The sequence below is a fragment of the Mycobacterium sp. SMC-21 genome (genome assembly GCF_045310825.1).
In the GTDB taxonomy this organism is placed as follows: Bacteria; Actinomycetota; Actinomycetes; order Mycobacteriales; family Mycobacteriaceae; genus Mycobacterium.
In genome coordinates, this window is record NZ_JBJIAO010000004.1 from 156,693 (window position 1) to 174,598 (window position 17,906).

16 protein-coding genes are annotated in these 17,906 nt (G+C 65.6%); 7 read left to right on the plus strand and 9 right to left on the minus strand.

Annotated features, from left to right (window positions below):
- Window positions 1-3: 3 nt before the first annotated feature.
- The 3 genes from ACJH6H_RS06350 to ACJH6H_RS06360 all read right to left on the minus strand — a co-directional run bounded on the left by ACJH6H_RS06350 (window position 4) and on the right by ACJH6H_RS06360 (window position 3,565).
- Complete coding sequence (locus ACJH6H_RS06350; protein WP_406774462.1) at window positions 4-1,119, minus strand: alpha/beta hydrolase; 1,116 nt, start codon at window positions 1,117-1,119, stop codon at window positions 4-6.
- A 119-nt stretch (window positions 1,120-1,238) separates the two neighbouring features.
- The gene (locus ACJH6H_RS06355; protein ID WP_406774463.1) at window positions 1,239-2,012 is read right to left on the minus strand and encodes a glucose 1-dehydrogenase; all 774 of its coding nucleotides are present in this window, start codon (window positions 2,010-2,012) and stop codon (window positions 1,239-1,241) included.
- 74 nt (window positions 2,013-2,086) lie between these two features.
- Window positions 2,087-3,565 (minus strand): WS/DGAT/MGAT family O-acyltransferase, encoded by a 1,479-nt coding sequence (locus ACJH6H_RS06360; RefSeq protein WP_406774464.1) that lies wholly within the window; start codon window positions 3,563-3,565, stop codon window positions 2,087-2,089.
- Between the two features lie 551 nt (window positions 3,566-4,116).
- Here ACJH6H_RS06360 and ACJH6H_RS06365 point away from each other — a divergent pair.
- Window positions 4,117-4,914, plus strand: a complete 798-nt coding sequence (locus ACJH6H_RS06365) for a L,D-transpeptidase (protein ID WP_064858903.1) — start codon at window positions 4,117-4,119, stop codon at window positions 4,912-4,914.
- Window positions 4,915-5,178: 264 nt separating this feature from the next.
- Here ACJH6H_RS06365 and ACJH6H_RS06370 read toward each other — a convergent pair whose 3' ends face one another.
- The 3 genes from ACJH6H_RS06370 to ACJH6H_RS06380 all read right to left on the minus strand — a co-directional run bounded on the left by ACJH6H_RS06370 (window position 5,179) and on the right by ACJH6H_RS06380 (window position 6,856).
- The gene (locus ACJH6H_RS06370) at window positions 5,179-5,595 is read right to left on the minus strand and encodes a hypothetical protein (protein WP_406774465.1); all 417 of its coding nucleotides are present in this window, start codon (window positions 5,593-5,595) and stop codon (window positions 5,179-5,181) included.
- 322 nt (window positions 5,596-5,917) lie between these two features.
- Window positions 5,918-6,133, minus strand: coding sequence for a three-helix bundle dimerization domain-containing protein (locus ACJH6H_RS06375; protein ID WP_406774466.1), 216 nt, complete (start codon window positions 6,131-6,133; stop codon window positions 5,918-5,920).
- 120 nt (window positions 6,134-6,253) lie between these two features.
- The gene (locus tag ACJH6H_RS06380) at window positions 6,254-6,856 is read right to left on the minus strand and encodes a TetR/AcrR family transcriptional regulator (protein WP_064858905.1); all 603 of its coding nucleotides are present in this window, start codon (window positions 6,854-6,856) and stop codon (window positions 6,254-6,256) included.
- A gap of 25 nt (window positions 6,857-6,881) precedes the next feature.
- Here ACJH6H_RS06380 and ACJH6H_RS06385 point away from each other — a divergent pair, with 25 nt between their 5' ends.
- Together ACJH6H_RS06385 and ACJH6H_RS06390 are read left to right on the plus strand one after the other, a co-directional pair.
- Window positions 6,882-7,646, plus strand: a complete 765-nt coding sequence (locus tag ACJH6H_RS06385; RefSeq protein ID WP_406774467.1) for an SDR family NAD(P)-dependent oxidoreductase — start codon at window positions 6,882-6,884, stop codon at window positions 7,644-7,646.
- A 191-nt stretch (window positions 7,647-7,837) separates the two neighbouring features.
- On the plus strand, window positions 7,838-8,824 hold the full coding sequence (locus tag ACJH6H_RS06390; protein ID WP_406774519.1) for an alpha/beta fold hydrolase: 987 nt from the start codon (window positions 7,838-7,840) through the stop codon (window positions 8,822-8,824).
- 18 nt (window positions 8,825-8,842) lie between these two features.
- On the opposite strand, the gene ACJH6H_RS06395 is transcribed toward ACJH6H_RS06390, so the two are convergent.
- A complete protein-coding gene (locus tag ACJH6H_RS06395) occupies window positions 8,843-9,982 on the minus strand; it encodes an acyl-CoA dehydrogenase family protein (RefSeq protein ID WP_406774468.1) in 1,140 nt (379 codons plus the stop codon).
- Between the two features lie 94 nt (window positions 9,983-10,076).
- Between ACJH6H_RS06395 and ACJH6H_RS06400 the strand changes: the two genes are divergently transcribed.
- Together ACJH6H_RS06400 and ACJH6H_RS06405 are read left to right on the plus strand one after the other, a co-directional pair.
- A complete protein-coding gene (locus tag ACJH6H_RS06400; protein WP_406774469.1) occupies window positions 10,077-10,661 on the plus strand; it encodes a TetR/AcrR family transcriptional regulator in 585 nt (194 codons plus the stop codon).
- Between the two features lie 92 nt (window positions 10,662-10,753).
- Window positions 10,754-11,899, plus strand: a complete 1,146-nt coding sequence (locus tag ACJH6H_RS06405) for a cellulase family glycosylhydrolase (protein ID WP_406774470.1) — start codon at window positions 10,754-10,756, stop codon at window positions 11,897-11,899.
- A gap of 1 nt (window position 11,900) precedes the next feature.
- Here ACJH6H_RS06405 and ACJH6H_RS06410 read toward each other — a convergent pair whose 3' ends face one another.
- On the minus strand, window positions 11,901-13,124 hold the full coding sequence (locus ACJH6H_RS06410; protein ID WP_082934677.1) for a DUF445 domain-containing protein: 1,224 nt from the start codon (window positions 13,122-13,124) through the stop codon (window positions 11,901-11,903).
- 241 nt (window positions 13,125-13,365) lie between these two features.
- Window positions 13,366-15,459, minus strand: a complete 2,094-nt coding sequence (locus ACJH6H_RS06415; RefSeq protein ID WP_406774471.1) for a PecA family PE domain-processing aspartic protease — start codon at window positions 15,457-15,459, stop codon at window positions 13,366-13,368.
- Window positions 15,460-15,865: 406 nt separating this feature from the next.
- On the opposite strand from ACJH6H_RS06415, the gene ACJH6H_RS06420 reads away from it, so the two are divergent.
- On the plus strand, window positions 15,866-16,657 hold the full coding sequence (locus tag ACJH6H_RS06420; protein WP_406774472.1) for a cellulase family glycosylhydrolase: 792 nt from the start codon (window positions 15,866-15,868) through the stop codon (window positions 16,655-16,657).
- A complete protein-coding gene (locus ACJH6H_RS06425; protein ID WP_406774473.1) occupies window positions 16,641-17,828 on the plus strand; it encodes a hypothetical protein in 1,188 nt (395 codons plus the stop codon). The genes ACJH6H_RS06420 and ACJH6H_RS06425 overlap by 17 nt, the downstream gene beginning before the upstream one ends.
- Window positions 17,829-17,906: the final 78 nt, after the last annotated feature.

Sequence of the window (17,906 nt, forward strand, 5' to 3'; positions counted from 1 at the left end):
GGCCTACGCGGTGCCGAGTGACTCACGGAACCGACGGCCGAGAATTCCGCGTGCCGCGCGGGTCCAGGTGAACCCGACGTGCCCCGCATTGACCCAGCGCACATGCTCGGCGTGCCACGAATCAGCAAGGGCCTGCGACTGTTCCACCGGAATCAGCCGGTCTGCCTTGGCGATGAACAGTGTCCGGTCCCGTGGTGCGACGACCGTCGGCAGCGCCAATGGGGACACGACCTGGAAGACGGTCCGCGCGTCGTCGGAGGCGATGACGTCGCGGTATTCCTCGGGCGGGCCGTGGTGCGTCAGCAGCGCCAGGGGATCGGCGAATGGCAGCGCTGCGGCCACCGCGTCGAACCGTTCCAGGCCGGCCAGGACGGTGGACAGGTAGCCACCGAGCGAAACGCCGTAGAGGCCCACCGGGGCATCGGTGGTGCTGCGAATCCAGCTCACCAACCGGCGGACATCCCACACGGCCTGCGTGATGCCATGCAGCATCGAGGCGAGATCGAGGGACAGCAGCTGGCCGTCAGCCGACTCGCGGCGCGGCCCGTGCAATGGCGAAATCGGCAGCGCCACATTGTATCCGAGCTTGTGGTGCAAGTAGTTGGCCCACAATACGTTCAGGTCGAAGCGCGACGATCCCATGCCGAAACCGTGCAGGGCGACGACCCACGGCGCGGGGGAGTCGGGGCGGCGCAGCAGCCGGACGGTGACGGTGTCGTTGCGGCCATTGCCGGGCCACCGGCCCGCACCCGGCTCGAACGACCGGGCGTCGAATTCCGATGCGAAGGACATCGACTCGTGCCCGAGTGGGCCGCCGTGGGTGCTCCAGCGCAGGACGTCGGCGTCGTTGAGTTTCGGAGGAGTGCGGTGGTACTTCGACGGTTTGGAAATCCAGCCCCGCCTCTTGAACATGGTCGCGGCCTTGTCCAGGTCGGCGGCGAGCCGGTCCGGTGCGGCTTCCACCGGCAGCTTCGGTTGGCGCAGCCGCATGACGGCGAGCACGGCTTCATCGATCGCGACGTGCGGAGCCACGGCCATGCGCTCGCCGACGTCCATGCAGTCCGGACGGCTCACCATGGGCGACTCGGGCAACTCATCGTTCCTCAGTGGGGCAGACACCATTGTCTCCTTGCTGGAAGTCGTCCCGCCCGCAGGTGCGCGCCGATGGCCCTCGGCGCGCACCCGCGTTCAGCTCAAACATGTTGAACTGGCGGACGATTGGCTGGTCGCCTATGCAGTTATTGACCCATCACGTACTTGACGGTGGGGCCGGCGGACCAGCCGCCGTCGACCGCGATCTCGGCGCCGGTGACGTATGAGGCGGCGCGCGACAGCAGGTAGGTGACGGCGCCGGCGATCTCGTCGGCCTCGCCGACGCGACCCATCGGGGTGTTGGGGTAGTTGCCCTCGCCCTGCTGGATGCCGATGTTTGCCGTCATCGGCGTATAGGTCATGCCTGGGTGCACGGAGTTCACCCGGATGCGGTCGGTGCCGAGCTCGACGGCGGCGATCTTGGCGAGGCCGCGGACGGCCCACTTGGAGGCGCCGTAGCCGGCGGTCAGTGCCAGCCCCATCAGGCCCGCGGCCGAGGAGATGTTGACGATCGAGCCACCGCCGGCAGCGCGCATCGGCGCGATGACGGACTGGATGCCATTGAAGACGCCGACCAGGTTGACGTCGAGCACCGTGCGGAAGTGCTCCAGCGGTTCGTGCTCGATGAATTGGCCGGTGGAGATGCCGGCGTTGTTCACCAGGCCGGTGACCTTGCCGAACTCCGCGACCGTCAGTGCGACGGCCGCATCCCACTGAGCGCGATCCGTCACGTCGAGATGCGTGTAGCGCGCAGCGTCCCCGAGCTCGGCTGCCAACTGCTTGCCCTCATCGTCGAGGACGTCAGCAATGACGACCTTGCCGCCGCCGGCGACGATGTGCCGTGCCATCGACGCGCCGAGACCGCGTGAACCACCGGTGACAATGGCCACCACGTCCGACAAGCTGTCCGAATCTGCCATTGCAGTTACTTCCTTTCCGTCGTCAGGGCACGGATCGCGCCATTGCGTCTGCCCTCGTGTGAAGGCAAACACATCTATTCGGCGCTGCCGGCGGAGCTCCCACCCGGTGGGATTGCGGCACCGGTTTTCTTGGCCGCGGGGGAGTTCTTCTTCGCGACAGGCTCTTCCCAGCCGGACGCGGCGAGCAGGCGGTCGAGCTCTGCTTTGGCGCCGTCGAGGATCTCCCACGGGTCCTCGACGAGGTCCGGATCGGCCTGGATGCCGACGTCGACGTTGCCGCCGTAGCTGAAGACGGTGACGTTGATGCCCATGCCGACGGTCAGCGGGCCGACGGGAACGATGTGCTCGATCTTGGCGCCGGCCATGTAGAGCTGGATCGGCGGGCCGGGCACGTTCGAGACGATGAGGTTGCTTGCCAGGGGCAGTTTGTCCTCAAGTTTGGCGGCGCGAAAGCCCTTGAACGCCAGGTTCAGCAGTACCGGCGGCGCGAAGTCGGTCAGACCGATGGACTGACCGGCCTGCAGATCCTCGGCCAGCGCCTTGGCGCTGTTCATGCCGTTGTGGATGGCGGACAGCCGCTCGACCGGATCCTCCACATCGGTGCACATGGAGGCGATCATGGTGTGGACGTGGTTGCCGGGGGTCTCGTCGCCCGCGTCGCGCGTGGACATCGGCACGGTCGCCAGCACCGGAGTCTCGGGCAGCGCGTCGCGCTTGGTCAGGTAGGTGCGCAGCGCGCCGGCGACGACGCTCAGGATCACGTCGTTGACCTTGACGCCGAGACCGTTCTTGACGTGCTTGATGTGCGCCATCGGCAGCGACGTGTACGCGAAGCTGCGGTGTGAGCTGAGCGCGCCGTTGAAGCTGGTCTTGGGGGCGCTCATGGGGCGTGGCGGCGGGTCATCACGCCGCAGATGGCTGATGGTGGTCACCGCGTTGCGGACGGTTTGGCCAAGGTACTGAACGACTTTCGGCGGCGTGGTCGCGGCCGACAGCGTGCCCTTGGCGAACAGTTCGAGGCTCGAATGACGGGGCTGCTCGGCCTCGTCGGGCAGCTCGACGATCGGGCCTTTGGCGTCGGGAGTGACGTTGCACAGCACCGACGAGAGGCCGGCGCCGGACACGCCGTCGACGATCGAGTGATGGGTCTTGGCGATGAAGGCGACGCGGCCGCCTTCGAGGCCCTCGACGAACCAGCTCTCCCACAGGGGCTGGTTGCGGTTGAGCTGACGGGCCAGGATTTCGCCGACGACGTCGGCGAGTTCCTTCTCGCCACCGGGAGCGGGCAGCGCCGCGCGGTGAATGTGGTAGTCGAGCTTGAACGCGGGATCGTCGACCCACACCGGCCGGTCCAGGCCCAGTGGCACCTCTTGGATCCGGCGCCGGAACGACGGCAGGTAGGGCAGCCGGCGGTCGAGGTGATCACGCAGATGCTCGAAGTCGAATCCTGGTGCGTCACTGGGATCCAGAATCATCAACCCCAGCGTGTGCTGTGGCCATTCAGTGCCCTCCATGGACAAGAACATGGCATCCATGCCGGACAAACGCTTCACCGCAATACTCCCCTCGTGGACCACGGATTTGTGGCGGCAATAACGTATCCACGAATGCGGGTTCTACAATTGCTACTTCCCAGTCAGCGAGATCGAAATCCGCGGCCTATCAGCGGTTCTCCCGCCATTCGGAATGCTTCCACTAAGTGCACTCGGTTAGCTGTTTCATTTTTCCCACGACTGGCGAGAAGATGTGAAGAATGCCCGCACAAATATATTCTGCGGAAACTACTTTGGCGCGACGGCGAATTCGTCGATGCCCGGTTCGGTGTCGAGCACTTCGTGATTCAAGATCAACATCTTCGCGACATATCCACATTGAGGTGGGGCACGACGATCGCGCCGTAGATCAGCGCCGGCAGCATCGCGGGGTCGTCGATGCGACGATCGGCTCTGGGATTGTTCATGGTGGTCAGCGCCGTGATGTTGGGTGGCCAATCCGTGACGAATCTTTGACCGAAATATTGACGCGCCGTACGGATTTCGGCGTTTACCGCCCCATACCATGACGGTGTTCAACCATGCGGCCAGCGCACAAAGGGGTCGGATATATGCGGGTGTTTGTACATGGTGTCCTTGCCGTGGTCGTGGTCGCCACCACTACCACCGGCGGTGCGCTCGGAATCGAGACGGCGGGTATTCGCCTGCCGTTGAGCTCGATCATCGAGTCGACGCAGCCGACGCAGGGCGTGCCGGTCGGTGTCGCGCACCCGATCATCGTGACGTTCAAGCGGCCGATCACCAATCGTGCGGCCGCCGAAATGGCCCTGGATGTGACGTCGACGCCGGCGATGACGGGCAAGTACGAATGGCTGGACAACAAAGTGGTGCAATGGAATCCGGACGGATTCTGGCCCGCGCACAGCACCATCAAGTTGACGGTTGGTGGTCAGCCGATGGCAGTCACCACCGGTCCGGCGGTCGTCGGGACCGCGCACGTCGCCGATCACACGTTCACCGTGACCGTGGACGGCCAGACCCAGCCGGATATGCCCGCGCCGCACCACCTTCCGCACCTGGGTGAGTCCGGCACGCTGCTCGCGACCATGGGTCGTCCGGAGTATGCGACACCGGTCGGCAAGTACACCGTGTTGGCGAAAGACCGCAATGTACTGATGGATTCGAGCAGCGTCGGCATTCCCGTCGATCATCCGGACGGGTACATGACGGAGGTCGAGTTCGCGGTACGGATCAGTCGACGCGGACTGTTCGTGCATTCAGCACCCTGGGCCGTCGAGTCGATGGGCTTCGAAAACGTCAGCCACGGCTGTATCGGCCTGGCGCCCGCTGGAGCCGAGTGGTACTACAACACCGTCAACGTCGGTGATCCGGTCATCGTCGAGCCTTAGTTAGGCTGCGCCCCAATCTGTTTCGCTGCCGAGGCGATCCTACTCGGACAAGTGCGCCCTCACTTCAGGGTCGATCCGGGTTGCGGGTCACAGTCAGTTGATCCTGAACCCAGGGCCCTGCCTACTCGGACAAATGCGTCCTCAGTACAGGGTCAACAGGATTGTGGCTGCCGCGGTCTGCTGACTCTGCGCCCCGAACGCCTGAAGCACCCGAGCCACGAGGGCTCGGGTGCTTCGGTGAAAGCGATTGTGCAGCTAGCTGGTTCAGTTCTGCGGACCGGGCTGGGTCGGCAGGTTGGGGGTCGGGCCGCCGGCGTCGACGGGCCGCAGGGTCCGGGCCTCCTTGCCGTCGGCGACGCCACCCATGTCCATCGGGATGGCGGCGGGGGCCGCGGCAATCGGGATGGGCGCCCCGATCGGCAAGCCGGCGGGGATCGGGGGCACGACGGGAGGCACCGCTGCCGGGACAGGCGGGACGACCGCGGGAACCGGCGGGACGGCTGCCGGAACGACCGGCGCGGCCGCCAGCGGGCCGATGATGCCCGAGGATTCGACGGCGGGGGCGGCGCAGGGTGCAGCTGCTGCCGCGGCGGCGGGTGCCCCTGCGGCCGGTGCCACGGCGCCCGCGTCGCACGCGTACCCGCCCGTCTTGAGTGGGACTGCCGCTGCGGTCGGGCTCACGGCCACGGCCGTCGCGCACACACCGGCGCTGGCAACTATTTTCACAGCGATTCGACCAAAGCTGATCATCACCGGCGTCTCCTTGAATGTGCCCTTAAATTACAGCGCCGAAAATTTGCGCAGCTGAACCGTAGGGCACCGCGAGAGGCTGGTTCAAGACATGTTTTCAATCGGATGCGCGCTCGACATGGGACTGAGCCGCGACCGTGACCGCATCGTTTCAATAGCCTCAAAGTCCTCACAGAGAGGTCTCGGCGGGTAACGGATCGGTGCCGGAACCCGTTGTGAGGCTGGCAAACTCGGCGCGGCCGAGTGGATAGGGCTAGATGGCGGAGTCGTCGGCCAGCTGTCGTGCGAGTTCTTCCTCGGCGCGACGTTCGACGAGGAGCGGGACGAAGTCGCGAATCGTGCTGTCGGCGAACTGCCGGCGCGCGCCGTCGATGACGGTGGTCACCCGAGCCGGGGGCAGGTCCGCAAACTTGGCCGTGAGGCGGGCCTCGATTTCGGTGAATACCTGCTCTTCGGTCTTGGCGGCCATGCCGTCGATCCTTCTCGGCGGCCTTGACGGCTGTCAACGCAGATGGGGTGACCTGTAGGCGAACTAACAATTACGGGTGCCGTGTGAGCCGGCGAGATCACGCCGGTGCGGTTCGGGTGGCTATCGCTGCCGCAGTGCGCTGATTCCCTCGTCCAGGGCCGCTTCGAGATACGTGAGGTCGCCGGTGGCGAGCATGATGCCGACGCCGCCCTGGATACCGGCCAGCAGCGCGGCTGCTGCCCGCGCGGGGTCGACGCTGTGCGCAATCTTGTCCTGCTGCTGCATCGCGACGATTCCGTCGGCGATGGCGCCGCGCCAGGAGTCGATCAGTTCGGTCGTGACTGCCTGCGCGCCGGTGCTCGTGCGACCGATCTCGGACATCAGCACGGCGATCGGGCAGTTCTGGCCTTGCCGGCGGTAGCGCTCGACCACGACGTCCCGCCAGCGCTGCCAGGCTGCCCATGAGGTGAGCTCGCTGAGGTGGGGCTGCTGGTCGTCGAGTACGCGCTGGGATTCCAGCGTCGCAACGGCGAGTAACAGCTGTTCTTTCCCGCGCGGAAAATAGTGAAATATCTGGCTTTTCGAGGTTCGGGTCCGCGCCATGACGTCTTCGATGGTGGTCAGCGCGACGCCACGCTCCCGGATCTCGGCCGCGGCGCCGTCGATGATCCGGGCTCGGGTCGCCTGCCCCTTCGCGGTCAGTTTTTGGACTTGCAGGTCCATTTTGCCCGGTGAAGCATGTGGACTCATGAGTCCAAAAGATACGCGATTGTCCGGCCGTGCAGCACTTGTCACGGGTTCCACCGGTGGCCTGGGAATGGCCATTGCGCGCAGGCTGGCCGACGACGGTGCACACGTCGTGGTGAGTGGGCGCAATGCCGAACGGGGCGACGCGCTGGTGGCTGCGATCCGGGCGACAGGCGCCGAGGCGTCGTTCGTCGCTGCCGACCTGGCGGGTGGTGACGTGGCGATCCGCACCCTCGCCGAACATGCCACCGACGCAGTGGGTGGGCGGCTGGACATCCTGGTGAACAACGCGGCCACGCTGCTGATGCCGATGCCGACCGCCGATGTCGCGCCGGAGCTGCTGCGGGAAGCCTTCGAGGTCAACGTCTTTGCCCCGTTCCTGCTCACCGGGCTGATCGCGCCGCATATGGTGCGGGGCGGGGGTGGTGCGGTGATCAACATCGGATCGATCAGTGGGTTGCGCGGGTCGGGCGGTTCGGCGATCTACAGCTCCAACAAAGCGGCCGTGCACTCGCTGACTGCCTCGTGGGCCGACGAATACGGACCGTTCGGGGTGCGCGTCAACGCGGTGGCGCCGGGACCGATTGCGACCGAACGGCAACAGGAATTCGTCGACCACGTTCAGCCCATGCTGGACCGGCTGCCGTCGCGCCGGATGAGCACGCCCGAGGAGGTCGCCGCGGCGGTGGCGTTCCTGGCCGGCGACGAGGCCGCCAACATCCACGGCGTGGTCCTTGGCGTGGACGGTGGGTGGGCAGCCGTCTGACACGGTCGACGGCGCACATCTCTGAAACAGATGCGACCTATCAAAATCTATCGTTGGACACGATGTGCAAGGACGGGTGAGATGGGTGCCGTGCGCCGCGGTGATGCATCGTGGGCAGCGAACTGGCGACACTCTGGAAGGAACGACGGACCGTGGACGGCTTCAGCAGAAGACAGTTCGGTTTGACGGCGATGGCGGCGATCGGTGCGGCGTCGTTGGCCGCGTGCGGATCGTCGTCGGAATCGGCGGCGGTCGAGAAGCCGGCACCGCCGCCCACCCCGCAACACAACCTGAATGCGGTCAAGCAGATTCGGGCCGGCGACCTGAATGTCGGCTATGTCGAAGCGGGCCCTGCCGACGGGCCGCCGGTCATCTTGTTGCACGGTTGGCCGTACGACATCCACAGCTATGCCGATGTTTCCGCACTCCTGGCGGATCAGGGCTTCCGGGTGATCGTGCCGTACCTTCGCGGCTTCGGTTCGACCCGGTTCCTGTCCGACACCACGGTCCGCAACGGACAGCAAGCCGCCCTGGCCGCCGACGTCGTGGCCCTGATGGATGCGCTGAACATCCCGCGGGCGATCCTGGGCGGCTTCGACTGGGGTGGCCGGTCGGCGAATGCTGTTGCGGCGCTGTGGCCACAGCGCGTCACCGGCCTGGTCGCGGTCAGCGGATACATCGTGGTCAATCGTGCTGCCAACCTGCAGCCGCTGGATCCGGAAGCCGAGCTGGGGTGGTGGTATCAGTACTACTTCGCCACACCTCGCGGTGAACTCGGGTACCGGAAGAACACCAAGGAATTCAACCGCCTGATCTGGTCCAAGGCGTCGCCGCTGTGGCACTTCAGCGACGCGGCCTACGGGCTGAGCGCAGGCGCGTTCGACAACCCCGACCACGTCGCCATCGTGATCCACAACTACCGCTGGCGCCTCAGTCTCGCCGAGGGTGAAAGCCGTTACGACGCAGACGAACAACGACTGCAGGCCAAGCCGCTCATCCATGTCCCGACCATCACGATCGGCAGTGACTTCGACGGCGCGGCGAAGGACGGTGCGGGATATCGCGCGATGTACACCGGGGCGTACGAGCACCGTGTTCTCGACGGCATCGGGCACAACGTGCCCCAGGAGGCACCCGCGCAATTCGCGAACGCCGTCATCGACGTCAGCCGGATGTAGCCCGGCTCCTGCCCGTCGCTACTTGGCCAAGCTCCGGCTGATCACCAGTCGCTGAATCTGGTTGGTGCCCTCGAAGATCTGCATGATCTTGGCCTCGCGCATGAAGCGCTCCACGCGGTAGTCGCGGGTGTACCCCGCGCCACCGAAGACCTGGACCGCGTCGGTGGTGACCTTCATGGCGGCGTCGGTGGCGACCAGTTTGGCGACCGAGGCGTGGCGCGAGTACGGCAGCCCGGCGTCGCGCCGGCGGGCGGCATCCAGGTAGGTGGCCCGCGCCGAGTCGACAGCGGCGGCCATGTCGGCGAGCAGGAAGCCGAGTCCCTGGTGGTCGATGATCTTGCGGCCGAACGTCGTTCGCTCCTGGGCGTAGGCCACCGCCTGATCCAGCGCTGACTGGGCCAGGCCGACGGCGACGGCGGCGACACCGAGCCGGCCGGCATCGAGCGCGCTGAACGCGATCGGTAGGCCTTGACCCTCGGCGCCGATCAGTCGCTCGGTCGGCAGGAACGCGTTGTCGTAGTGCGCGGAGGTGGTGGGCACCGCGTGCAGGCCCATCTTCTCCTCGGGCCGCCCGAACGACAGCCCCTCGGTGCTGGCGGGCACCAGGAAGCACGAGATACCTTGCGACCCTTCGCCGGTGCGCGCGAACAAGGTGTAGAAATCGGCGAGTCCACCGTGCGTGATCCAGGCCTTCGAACCGGAGACCCGGTACCCGCCATCGGAGGCGACGGCCTTGCAGGCCAGTGCCGCGGCGTCGGAACCGGCCTGGGGCTCGGACAAGCTGTAGGCGCCGATCAGGTTGCCGCTCAACATCTCCGGCAGCCAGCGCTGTCGCTGCTCGTCGGTGCCGAACGTCATCAGGGGATGGCACGACAGGCTGTGCACGCTGACCGCGATGGCCACCGACGCCCAGCGGGCGCCGAGTTCTTCGAGCACCTGCAGGTACACCTCATAGGGCTGGCCGCCGCCACCCCATTCCTCGGGGTACGGCAGGCTCAGCAATCCCGCCTCGCCCAGCGTGGGGAACACCCCGTCGGGATACGTCTCGTCCTTTTCGTGCTGGTCGACGATGGGGTCCAGCACCTTGTCCGCGATGTTGCGGGTGAGCTCGATGAGCGCGTGGGCTTCATCGTTGGGCAAGAGGCGATCGACAGGCACCGGAGACTCCACTAATACGTCGGACAGTACTGAGTTACCTGACACAGTACTGTTTGAGTAGTACTGAGTAAAGGGTGCGCAGTACTATGCCGATGTGAGCACGCGCACGTCCCCGGCGTTCGGCACCCGTCGACGTACTGAGCTGTTCGACGCCCTCATCGCGCTGTTCCTCGACGAGGGATTCGCCCATCTCACGCTCGACGACATCGCCGGGCGGCTGCGGTGCTCGAAGTCGACGCTGTACACGCTGGCCGGCAGCAAGGAGCAGTTGGTGCGCGCCGCGACCGTGCAGTTCTTCCGGCAGGCGACCGACGAGGTGGAACAGCTGGTGGCCGGAGTCGACGGCGCCCGGGCGCGGATCACGGCCTATCTGTCGGCGGTGGGGACGGTGCTGGACGCCGCATCGGACCAGTTCATGATGGACCTGGACGCCTTCGCTCCGGCGCGCAGTGTCTACGAGAAGAACACCCAGATCGCGGCCCGCCGGGTCCAGGAGATGATCGCCGACGGTGTCGGGAGCGGCGAATTCCGTGATGTCCACGCGTCTTTCGCGGCCGATCTGGTGTCGACCATGATGGTGCGCATCCAGCAGCGGCGGGTGCGCGAGAATACCGGACTCGACGACGCCAGTGCATATCGCGAGCTGGCGGCGATTCTCACCGCCGGTATCAGCGCCTGAGCCGGCTGCCCGGCGTCACCGCCCGACATCGTGTTTGTTGCAACTCGATAAGGACGCCCCACCCACCCCATCAAGATCAGTAGCCTCGTGCGGTGGACCGCAGAACCGCTCTCAAGGTGCCGCTGCTGCTGGCGGCGGGCTCTGCCATGGCCGGATTCTCCGGACCGGCTCTTGCGGCCGCAGCCGGAACGCGCTGGACGCCCGAGCGAGCCAACAGCTGGTACCAGGGACAGGGCTGGCTGGTCGGCGGGAACTACATCACCTCCACCGCGGTCAACCAGCTCGAGATGTTCCAGGCCGGCACCTACGACCCCGGGCGCATCAAGGCCGAACTCGGTGCCGCCCGCTGGTTCGGCTTCAACACCGTCCGCGTCTTCCTGCACGACCTGCTGTGGGCACAGGACCCACAGGGCTTCTCGCAGCGGCTGTCGCAGTTCGTCAGCATCGCAGCGAGCAACGGCATCAAGCCGCTGTTCGTGTTCTTCGACTCGTGCTGGGACCCGCATCCGAAGCTCGGCGTGCAGCGGGCTCCGACCCCCGGGGTGCACAACTCGGGCTGGGTGCAGAGCCCCGGCGCGGACCGCATCGCCGATCCGAATTACCGTGGGGTACTGCAGAATTACGTCACCGGTGTGATCAACCTGTTCCGGAACGACAACCGCGTGCTCGGCTGGGATTTGTGGAACGAGCCCGACAACCCTGCCGCGGTCTACCGCAAGGTCGAGCGCAGCGACAAGATGAAACTCGTTGCCGATCTGCTGCCGCAGGTGTTCGCGTGGGCACGCGCCGTCGACCCCGTACAGCCGCTGACAAGTGGCGTGTGGCAAGGAAGTTGGGCCAACCCCGCGCAGCGCAGTGCCATCGCGTCGATCCAGCTGGACAACTCGGACATCATCTCGTTCCACAGCTATGCCAAGCCGGCCGACTTCTCCGCCCGGATCGACGAGCTGGCCCCGCTGGGCCGGCCCATCATCTGTACCGAGTACCTCGCCCGCAACCAGGGCAGCACCGTCGAGGGCATTCTGCCAGTTGCCAAGCAGCGCAACGTGGGTGCGTACAGCTGGGGACTCGTGGCCGGCAAGACCCAGACCTACTTCCCGTGGGATTCGTGGGATCACCCGAACCCCGCGGAGCCGAAGGTCTGGTTCAGCGATCTGCTCTACCCCAACGGACGGGCCTTCCGCGACAGCGAGGTCCTCACCGTCCGGAAGCTGACCGGAACACCCGGCCCGACGTAGGTCAGTGCGCCAGCAGCAGGATGAGCTGCGCCTGCAACTCACCGAACAGGAAACCGAGGGCGGCGCCGAGCACGACGACGATCCACTCGTCATCCTTGAACGCCGGGCGCAGCAGGTTCTCGAACGACAGTGAGTCGAGCACCATCATCTTGCTGACCATGACGTTCTCCAGATCGAGGCGATCACGCATGTATCCCTCGATGTACGTGGACGTTTCGGGCAACTTGTCGATGATGGAGTCGGTGATCTGCTTCTTCATGTCCACGTACTGACGGCCGCCGACGGACTTGATGATCTTGCCGGTGAAGCCCATCTGCGTGTCGATGGTTGCGCTGATCTCGGTGGAGATCATGTCGAAGAACCGGTCCGACGACGGCCCGTTGAGCATGCTCTCCATGATGGCCTGGGGCGTGAAAATCTCCCGGGCCATCAGCGCCGCGTAGCCCTCGACGACCTGCTTGCGTTCGCGCTGGAAGACGCCTTGCCACTTGATGCCGAGGAAGACGTTCTTGCGCTCCAACGGCCGGAAGATCATCTGCAGCGCAACGTAGTCGGTGAGACCACCGGTCAGCAGACCGAACAGCGGCAGCGACCAGTGCCAGTTGGTGATGCCGAACACCACGGCCTGCACCAGACCGATCAGGAAGCCGAAGAGCAGGCCGGACATGATGAGGAACTTGAACGCCGGCTTGCCGATGTCCTGGAAGACGGTGTTGAGCGTGACCTTGTCGCGCACCAGGTTGGTGACGACCATGTGCTTGATGTCGAAAATCTGGTCGACCTGGCCGCGAAGCTTGTCGAACATCGCAGCCATGGCCGTCGGGATGCGCTTCTCGACGTTCTTGACGACGACGTCCTTGAGCTGGTCGGGCGTCGCCCGCCAGACCTGCGGCTGGAACGACATCATGATGGTGTCGACCATCTCGGCGGAGGTCTGCCGCAGGGGTTCGGCGAGTTCCTTGACCAACTCGTTCGGGTCGATCTTGTCGAACATCTCCTCGGGTTTGAGGATCTCCGATGTCAGCGAATCGACCGCCACGGCAGCCATTTTCGGCGCGCGCTTGGGAATCTGGCCCTGCCACCCGAGGTACGGCGGGATGCCCTTGAACTCGACGGGGTAGAACATCATCTTCAGGGCCATGATCTTCGTGATCCAGCCGACGAAGGCCGCGCCCAACGGGATGGTGACGTATACCCACCAGGGATAGGCGAACGCATTGGCCATGAGACTCTCCACCTGGCTGTCTCCCATCAGTCGCGTCCAGTGCATAGCTGGACTACGTTAACCGGCGACCACGTGCGAGAAGACTAATGGGCGCGTCAGTTCCGCAACGCGGGATCGCGTATTTTGTCAACCCCGCGCGAACCGCCTGATGATTGGGTATGGCGGACCGAAATTCGACGTGACAGCCGCCCCCCGTTCCGCCGCGGAGTGCGGCGGAACAGTGGACGATTTCGAGCTGCGGCTACAGGTCGAAGACCGTCGATCCGTTTGCGGTGGAGTAGTCGATGTAGATCCGGTTGTGCAGGAACGGCATTGCGCCGGTGTTCGACAGTTCGGCGTTGTAGTCGTCGGTGGTCACCGTCGGCCGGAACGTCGAGGTGGTGGTGTAGGAGTAGAGCAGGTTGCCGTCGGCGTCGTACACCGAGATCGGCGTGCCCGCGTTCAGCAGGTAGTAGCTCACCGTGCCGTCGGTACCGTTGACGGCGGTCATCTGGGAGGAGTTCACCAGCGTCGACGGGATGGTGCCGTAGACGCCACCCGAGTCGATGAGCAGATTGATCGGTGTGTTGACACCGTTGATGGTTATCGAGCCGATCACGTTCGGTGAACCCGACGTGGTGACGCGCGCCGGCAGCGGGTTGGGGCCGAAGGTCAGCGTCTTGCTGGCCTCGTCGATGTAGATGCCGTTCTTCAGCGCGCCGGGCAGGCCGGTGGTGACCAGTCCGGGGCCGGGGCCCACCGCGTTGGTGCCGACGCCCAGGACACCGACGACCCCGTTGTTCTTGAGGAAGTTGGCGAATGCGGTCTGCTGGGCCGGGTCGGTGATGACGTCGACCGGGACAGGCGTCGTAACGAGGCCATTACCGAAGTTCACCGTGGTGTTGTAGGTGTTGTAGGTGTAGGTCAGCCCGCCGCTGTACGCACCGGTACCGGTACCTACCGAATTGCCGAGCCCGGTCTGGCCGACGTTCTTGGCGTTGACCACCAGCCCGGACGATCCGGTGTCCACCAGCACCTTGATGCTCGGCCCGCCGTTCACCGAGATGGTGACGATCGGCTCGACGCCCGCGTACATGGACAGCGGAACGGAGGCGTAGATGCGGGCGTTGGTGGTGGCGTCGACGATGATGGCCTTGATGTCGCGATTCGCCGACCAATAACGCGCGGTCTTCAGCGCGGTCACGGCCTTGCCGATCAGCGCCTCGTTCGACTTCAGCGCAGTCAGGTTCGTCGCGGTCGGGTTGGCCGCGTACGCGTCCATCAAAGTCTGCTGGTTCGCCTGGTACGTCGTGAGGTAGGTGGCCGCCATCCGCAACTCGTACCGGGAGTACCCGTTGACCCAACTGGTGCCGAGGAGCGTGCGCGCCTGCGCGATCTCCGTCAGCGCGGTGTTGATGTACTCGTCCGCGGTGACGGTCTGGCCCGGCTGCCACGTCTCGGTGGGTGCCGGGGTGAGAGTCGATGCGGCACTGGTCTTTTCGGTGGTGGTGGCCAGGGCGGGCGTGATGCCCAGCAGCTTGCTCACGGTTTTGGTCGTGCCGACCACCGACGCGGCCAGGGTCTCCTCGGTGGCCAGGGTGGCGGCCCCGAGCGCCTGGCCGACGGCCGCGAGCACCGACAGCAGTCCGGAGATGTTGGCGGGGGCCGTCGGCGAGGTGACGCTGCTGAGCGCCTTCGCGGTGGTGTTCGGAAGCGAAGTGATTGCGGCCGTGGATGTCTCGGCTGCCGCGACGGTGACCGGCGGCGTGGCGGCCGCCGGCGAGGCCGTGTCCTTGGCTGCGGTGTCGGTGGCCGGCTTGACCGCGGCAGCCGGCGAGGCCGTGTCCTTGGCTGCGGTGTCGGTGGCCGGTTTGACCGCGGCGGCCGACTTGAGCGGGTTCTTCGTCGACGGGTTGTTCGTCACCGCCTGGGCGGCGGCCGAGGGGAGCTTCGCGACGGTCCCGGCGTTCGGGGCGGTCGCCGAGCGGCCGGTGTTGTCGGCCTTCGTGCGGCGATTGCGGGCGGGCTTCGCGTCGTTGTCGCCGTCCGCGGCCTTGGTGTCGGCGGGCTGGGTGTCCGAAGCGGGCTTGGTGTCCGACGTGGCCTTGGTGTCCGACGCGTCCGCAACAGCGGCCGTGTCCTTCTTCTTGTTCTTGGCGGGCTTCTGGGCGGGCGGCTTCTTGGGCTGTGCCGGCGCGGACGACGCGGCGGACTCGGAGTCGGTCGACGGGGCAGCGCTCGCGACGGCCGCGCTACCGAGGAGTGCCGCGCTGACGCCGACCGCCGCGACTCCGGTGCCCAGCCACGTCGATACCGCCAAGTTCCGGCGTTGCGGGCGACGGTGTGCACCAGCCATTTCGGGTCCTCCATAGTCACGCCGCGCGGCCATCGGACCCCGGCAGATCGACCGCTACTGCGGCATTACCGCACTGCAGTCTGGCAGACGGGTGTCGCGCCGCAGTACAGACAGAAAATTAACAGTTGTGAACGACTGCCGCAGCGCTTCTGGCAAAGATTTATGCCAGTGTCGTCAATTACTGCGGGCCGGCGAACAACGGGCATCCGCCGCCGGTAGGTGGTACCGCCTCACGCCGCTGACGTGCGGTGGGTGAGCCGACTCCGGCAAATCGCCCACGGGTTACCATCCGCGGACGTAAATTTGCCTTGCTTGGCGATTGCGCGTTGCGAGGGCGGCACTTTCAAAGGGGGCGTTGGTGGCTGGACGGATCGGCCGACTCGGCTGCAGGGCAGTGCACCGGGTGATGACCGTATTGATTCCCCTGGCCGTGGTCTGCGCCTACGCGGCACAACTGGTGGAGCCGGTGACCCGGACCGCGGTGACGCCCACCGCCGAGATCGTGTCGGCACCGTCGACCATCGGTATGGCCGACTCCAGCCTGTACGGCATGTCGAAGCAGGACATCGACACGACGCTGGACATGCTGCAATCCATGGGCGTCCAGGACGTCCGGGTTTACATCCCGTGGGTGTATACGCAGCCGCTGCCGAACCAGTACAACTGGGCACCCATCGACGACATCATGAATGCGGCAAAAGCCCGCAACATGGGCGTCCTCGCGATGGTCAACAGCACGCCGGTGTGGGCGGGAACCGCCGGGAACTTCCCCGGGGCGAAGACGCCGGACCCCGTCGCCTACGCGAATTTCATGACACAGGTCGCGACCCGGTACGGCAAGACCATCTCGGCGTACGAGGTGTGGAACGAAGTCAACTGTGTCTGCTTCTACGATCCGATCTCGCCGTCGAGCTATACCGACTTATTGAAGGCTGCCTATCCGGCGATCAAGGCGGCCGACCCGACCGCGACTGTCATCGCGGCAGGGCTCGGCAGCGTCTTCACGTTCGGCGGCGTCACGATGAACCCGGTGGACTACGTGAACGCGATGTACGCCGCCGGGGCCAAGGATTACTTCGACGCGCTGGCGTTCCACCCGTACCAGGAGACGCTGAAGTTCTCGGACGGCGAGAACGTGGTCCTGTCGCCCTTTTACCCAGATCCAGAAGATCTACGACCTGATGGCGGCCAACGGTGACGGTCTCAAGAAGATCTGGATCACCGAGTACGGGGTGCCGACCAACAACGTCAGCGAGCACACGCAAGCCGAGTTCATCAAGAACCTCATCGAAACCTGGCAGACGATGTCCACGAATGGCCAGTTCTACGGTGGGCCGATCTTCATCTACACCACGCGCGACGATCAGCCCGGCAGCGGCAAGTTCGGCGTCTTCTACGCGGACTGGATTCCGAAGGAAGCCGCGTTCGTCATCGCGCAGGAAATCCTGCGGCTCAACGGTGTCGGGGGCGTCGAAGGCATCGCGGCGCGGATCCTGGCCGCGGTGCGGCTGGCGATAGGCGCGGTCGTGGACACCGTCGTCAAGATCGGGCAAGCCGTGGTGAAAGTCGCTGACGCTGCCTGGAATGCGTTCGTCGACGTCACCAAGGCGGTGACGCAAGCCGTGGTCAACACGGTCAAATGGGTGGCGAACGCTGTGGTGCAGGGCGTGAAGTGGGTGGCCAACACCGCGGTCGACGTAACGAAGGCCGTGGTTGCGGGCATCTCGAACGTCATCCAGAAGATCGGCGACATCATCCGGCCGCCGGCATCGGTCGCCGCGGTGAACCCGACGGCGGCGCTGAAGGCAGTGGCCACCATGAAAGATGCTGCGGCGGAACTGGGCTCACCTAAGGCGACGGCTGCGACGAAACCGGAGCCGACGACCGGCGTGAAGGTCGCCCCGGCCAAGGGCACTGACGTCAAGGACGCCGACGGACCGGACGCGGTGAAGGAACCAGCCAAGGAACCTGCCAAGGAAACTGCGGCCGAGCCCGAGGTGAAGCCGGTGGATGAGAAGGCGACAAACCCGAAGCCCGCGAACGTCGAGCCCGAAGTGAAGACGCCCGAGGTCAAGGACACGCCCAAGGCTGAGTCCGACGACAAGAAGCCGGTGAGCCAGAAGGACCCGGCGGGAACCAAGAAGGACTCGGATTCCGATACGCCGAAACAGGCCGATGCGCCGAAGCGCGGCAAAGGCAAGAAGGCCGGGCAGCACCCGGCCGGCAGTGGCAAGCCGGCGGCCGGCCCGGCTGCCGATGACAGCCCGAAGGGCCAGTCGCCGCGCGGTGAGGCGCCGAAGTCGAAGCCGAAGCCGGTGAAGGCGGCTGCCGCTGAGGCGTCGGCGCCGGGTGCCGCACACAACGAGTGAGCAAACGTTAGCCAACAATTCTTGATAGCGGTCCGCAGCACACAGTGGCATCATGGAATACATGACATCTGATGGGCT

What these genes read in the sequence shown, in the direction of transcription:
- ACJH6H_RS06410 (WP_082934677.1), bottom strand. Translation starts at nt 13,124, where the DNA reads ATGGCCAATGCGTTCGCCTATCCCTGGTGGGTATACGTCACCATCCCG.
- ACJH6H_RS06385 (WP_406774467.1), top strand. Translation starts at nt 6,882, where the DNA reads ATGAGTCCAAAAGATACGCGATTGTCCGGCCGTGCAGCACTTGTCACG.
- ACJH6H_RS06355 (WP_406774463.1), bottom strand. Translation starts at nt 2,012, where the DNA reads ATGGCAGATTCGGACAGCTTGTCGGACGTGGTGGCCATTGTCACCGGT.
- ACJH6H_RS06365 (WP_064858903.1), top strand. Translation starts at nt 4,117, where the DNA reads ATGCGGGTGTTTGTACATGGTGTCCTTGCCGTGGTCGTGGTCGCCACC.
- ACJH6H_RS06375 (WP_406774466.1), bottom strand. Translation starts at nt 6,133, where the DNA reads ATGGCCGCCAAGACCGAAGAGCAGGTATTCACCGAAATCGAGGCCCGC.
- ACJH6H_RS06420 (WP_406774472.1), top strand. Translation starts at nt 15,866, where the DNA reads ATGACCGTATTGATTCCCCTGGCCGTGGTCTGCGCCTACGCGGCACAA.
- ACJH6H_RS06415 (WP_406774471.1), bottom strand. Translation starts at nt 15,459, where the DNA reads ATGGCTGGTGCACACCGTCGCCCGCAACGCCGGAACTTGGCGGTATCG.
- ACJH6H_RS06390 (WP_406774519.1), top strand. Translation starts at nt 7,838, where the DNA reads ATGGCGGCGATCGGTGCGGCGTCGTTGGCCGCGTGCGGATCGTCGTCG.
- ACJH6H_RS06380 (WP_064858905.1), bottom strand. Translation starts at nt 6,856, where the DNA reads ATGGACCTGCAAGTCCAAAAACTGACCGCGAAGGGGCAGGCGACCCGA.
- ACJH6H_RS06425 (WP_406774473.1), top strand. Translation starts at nt 16,641, where the DNA reads ATGGCGGCCAACGGTGACGGTCTCAAGAAGATCTGGATCACCGAGTAC.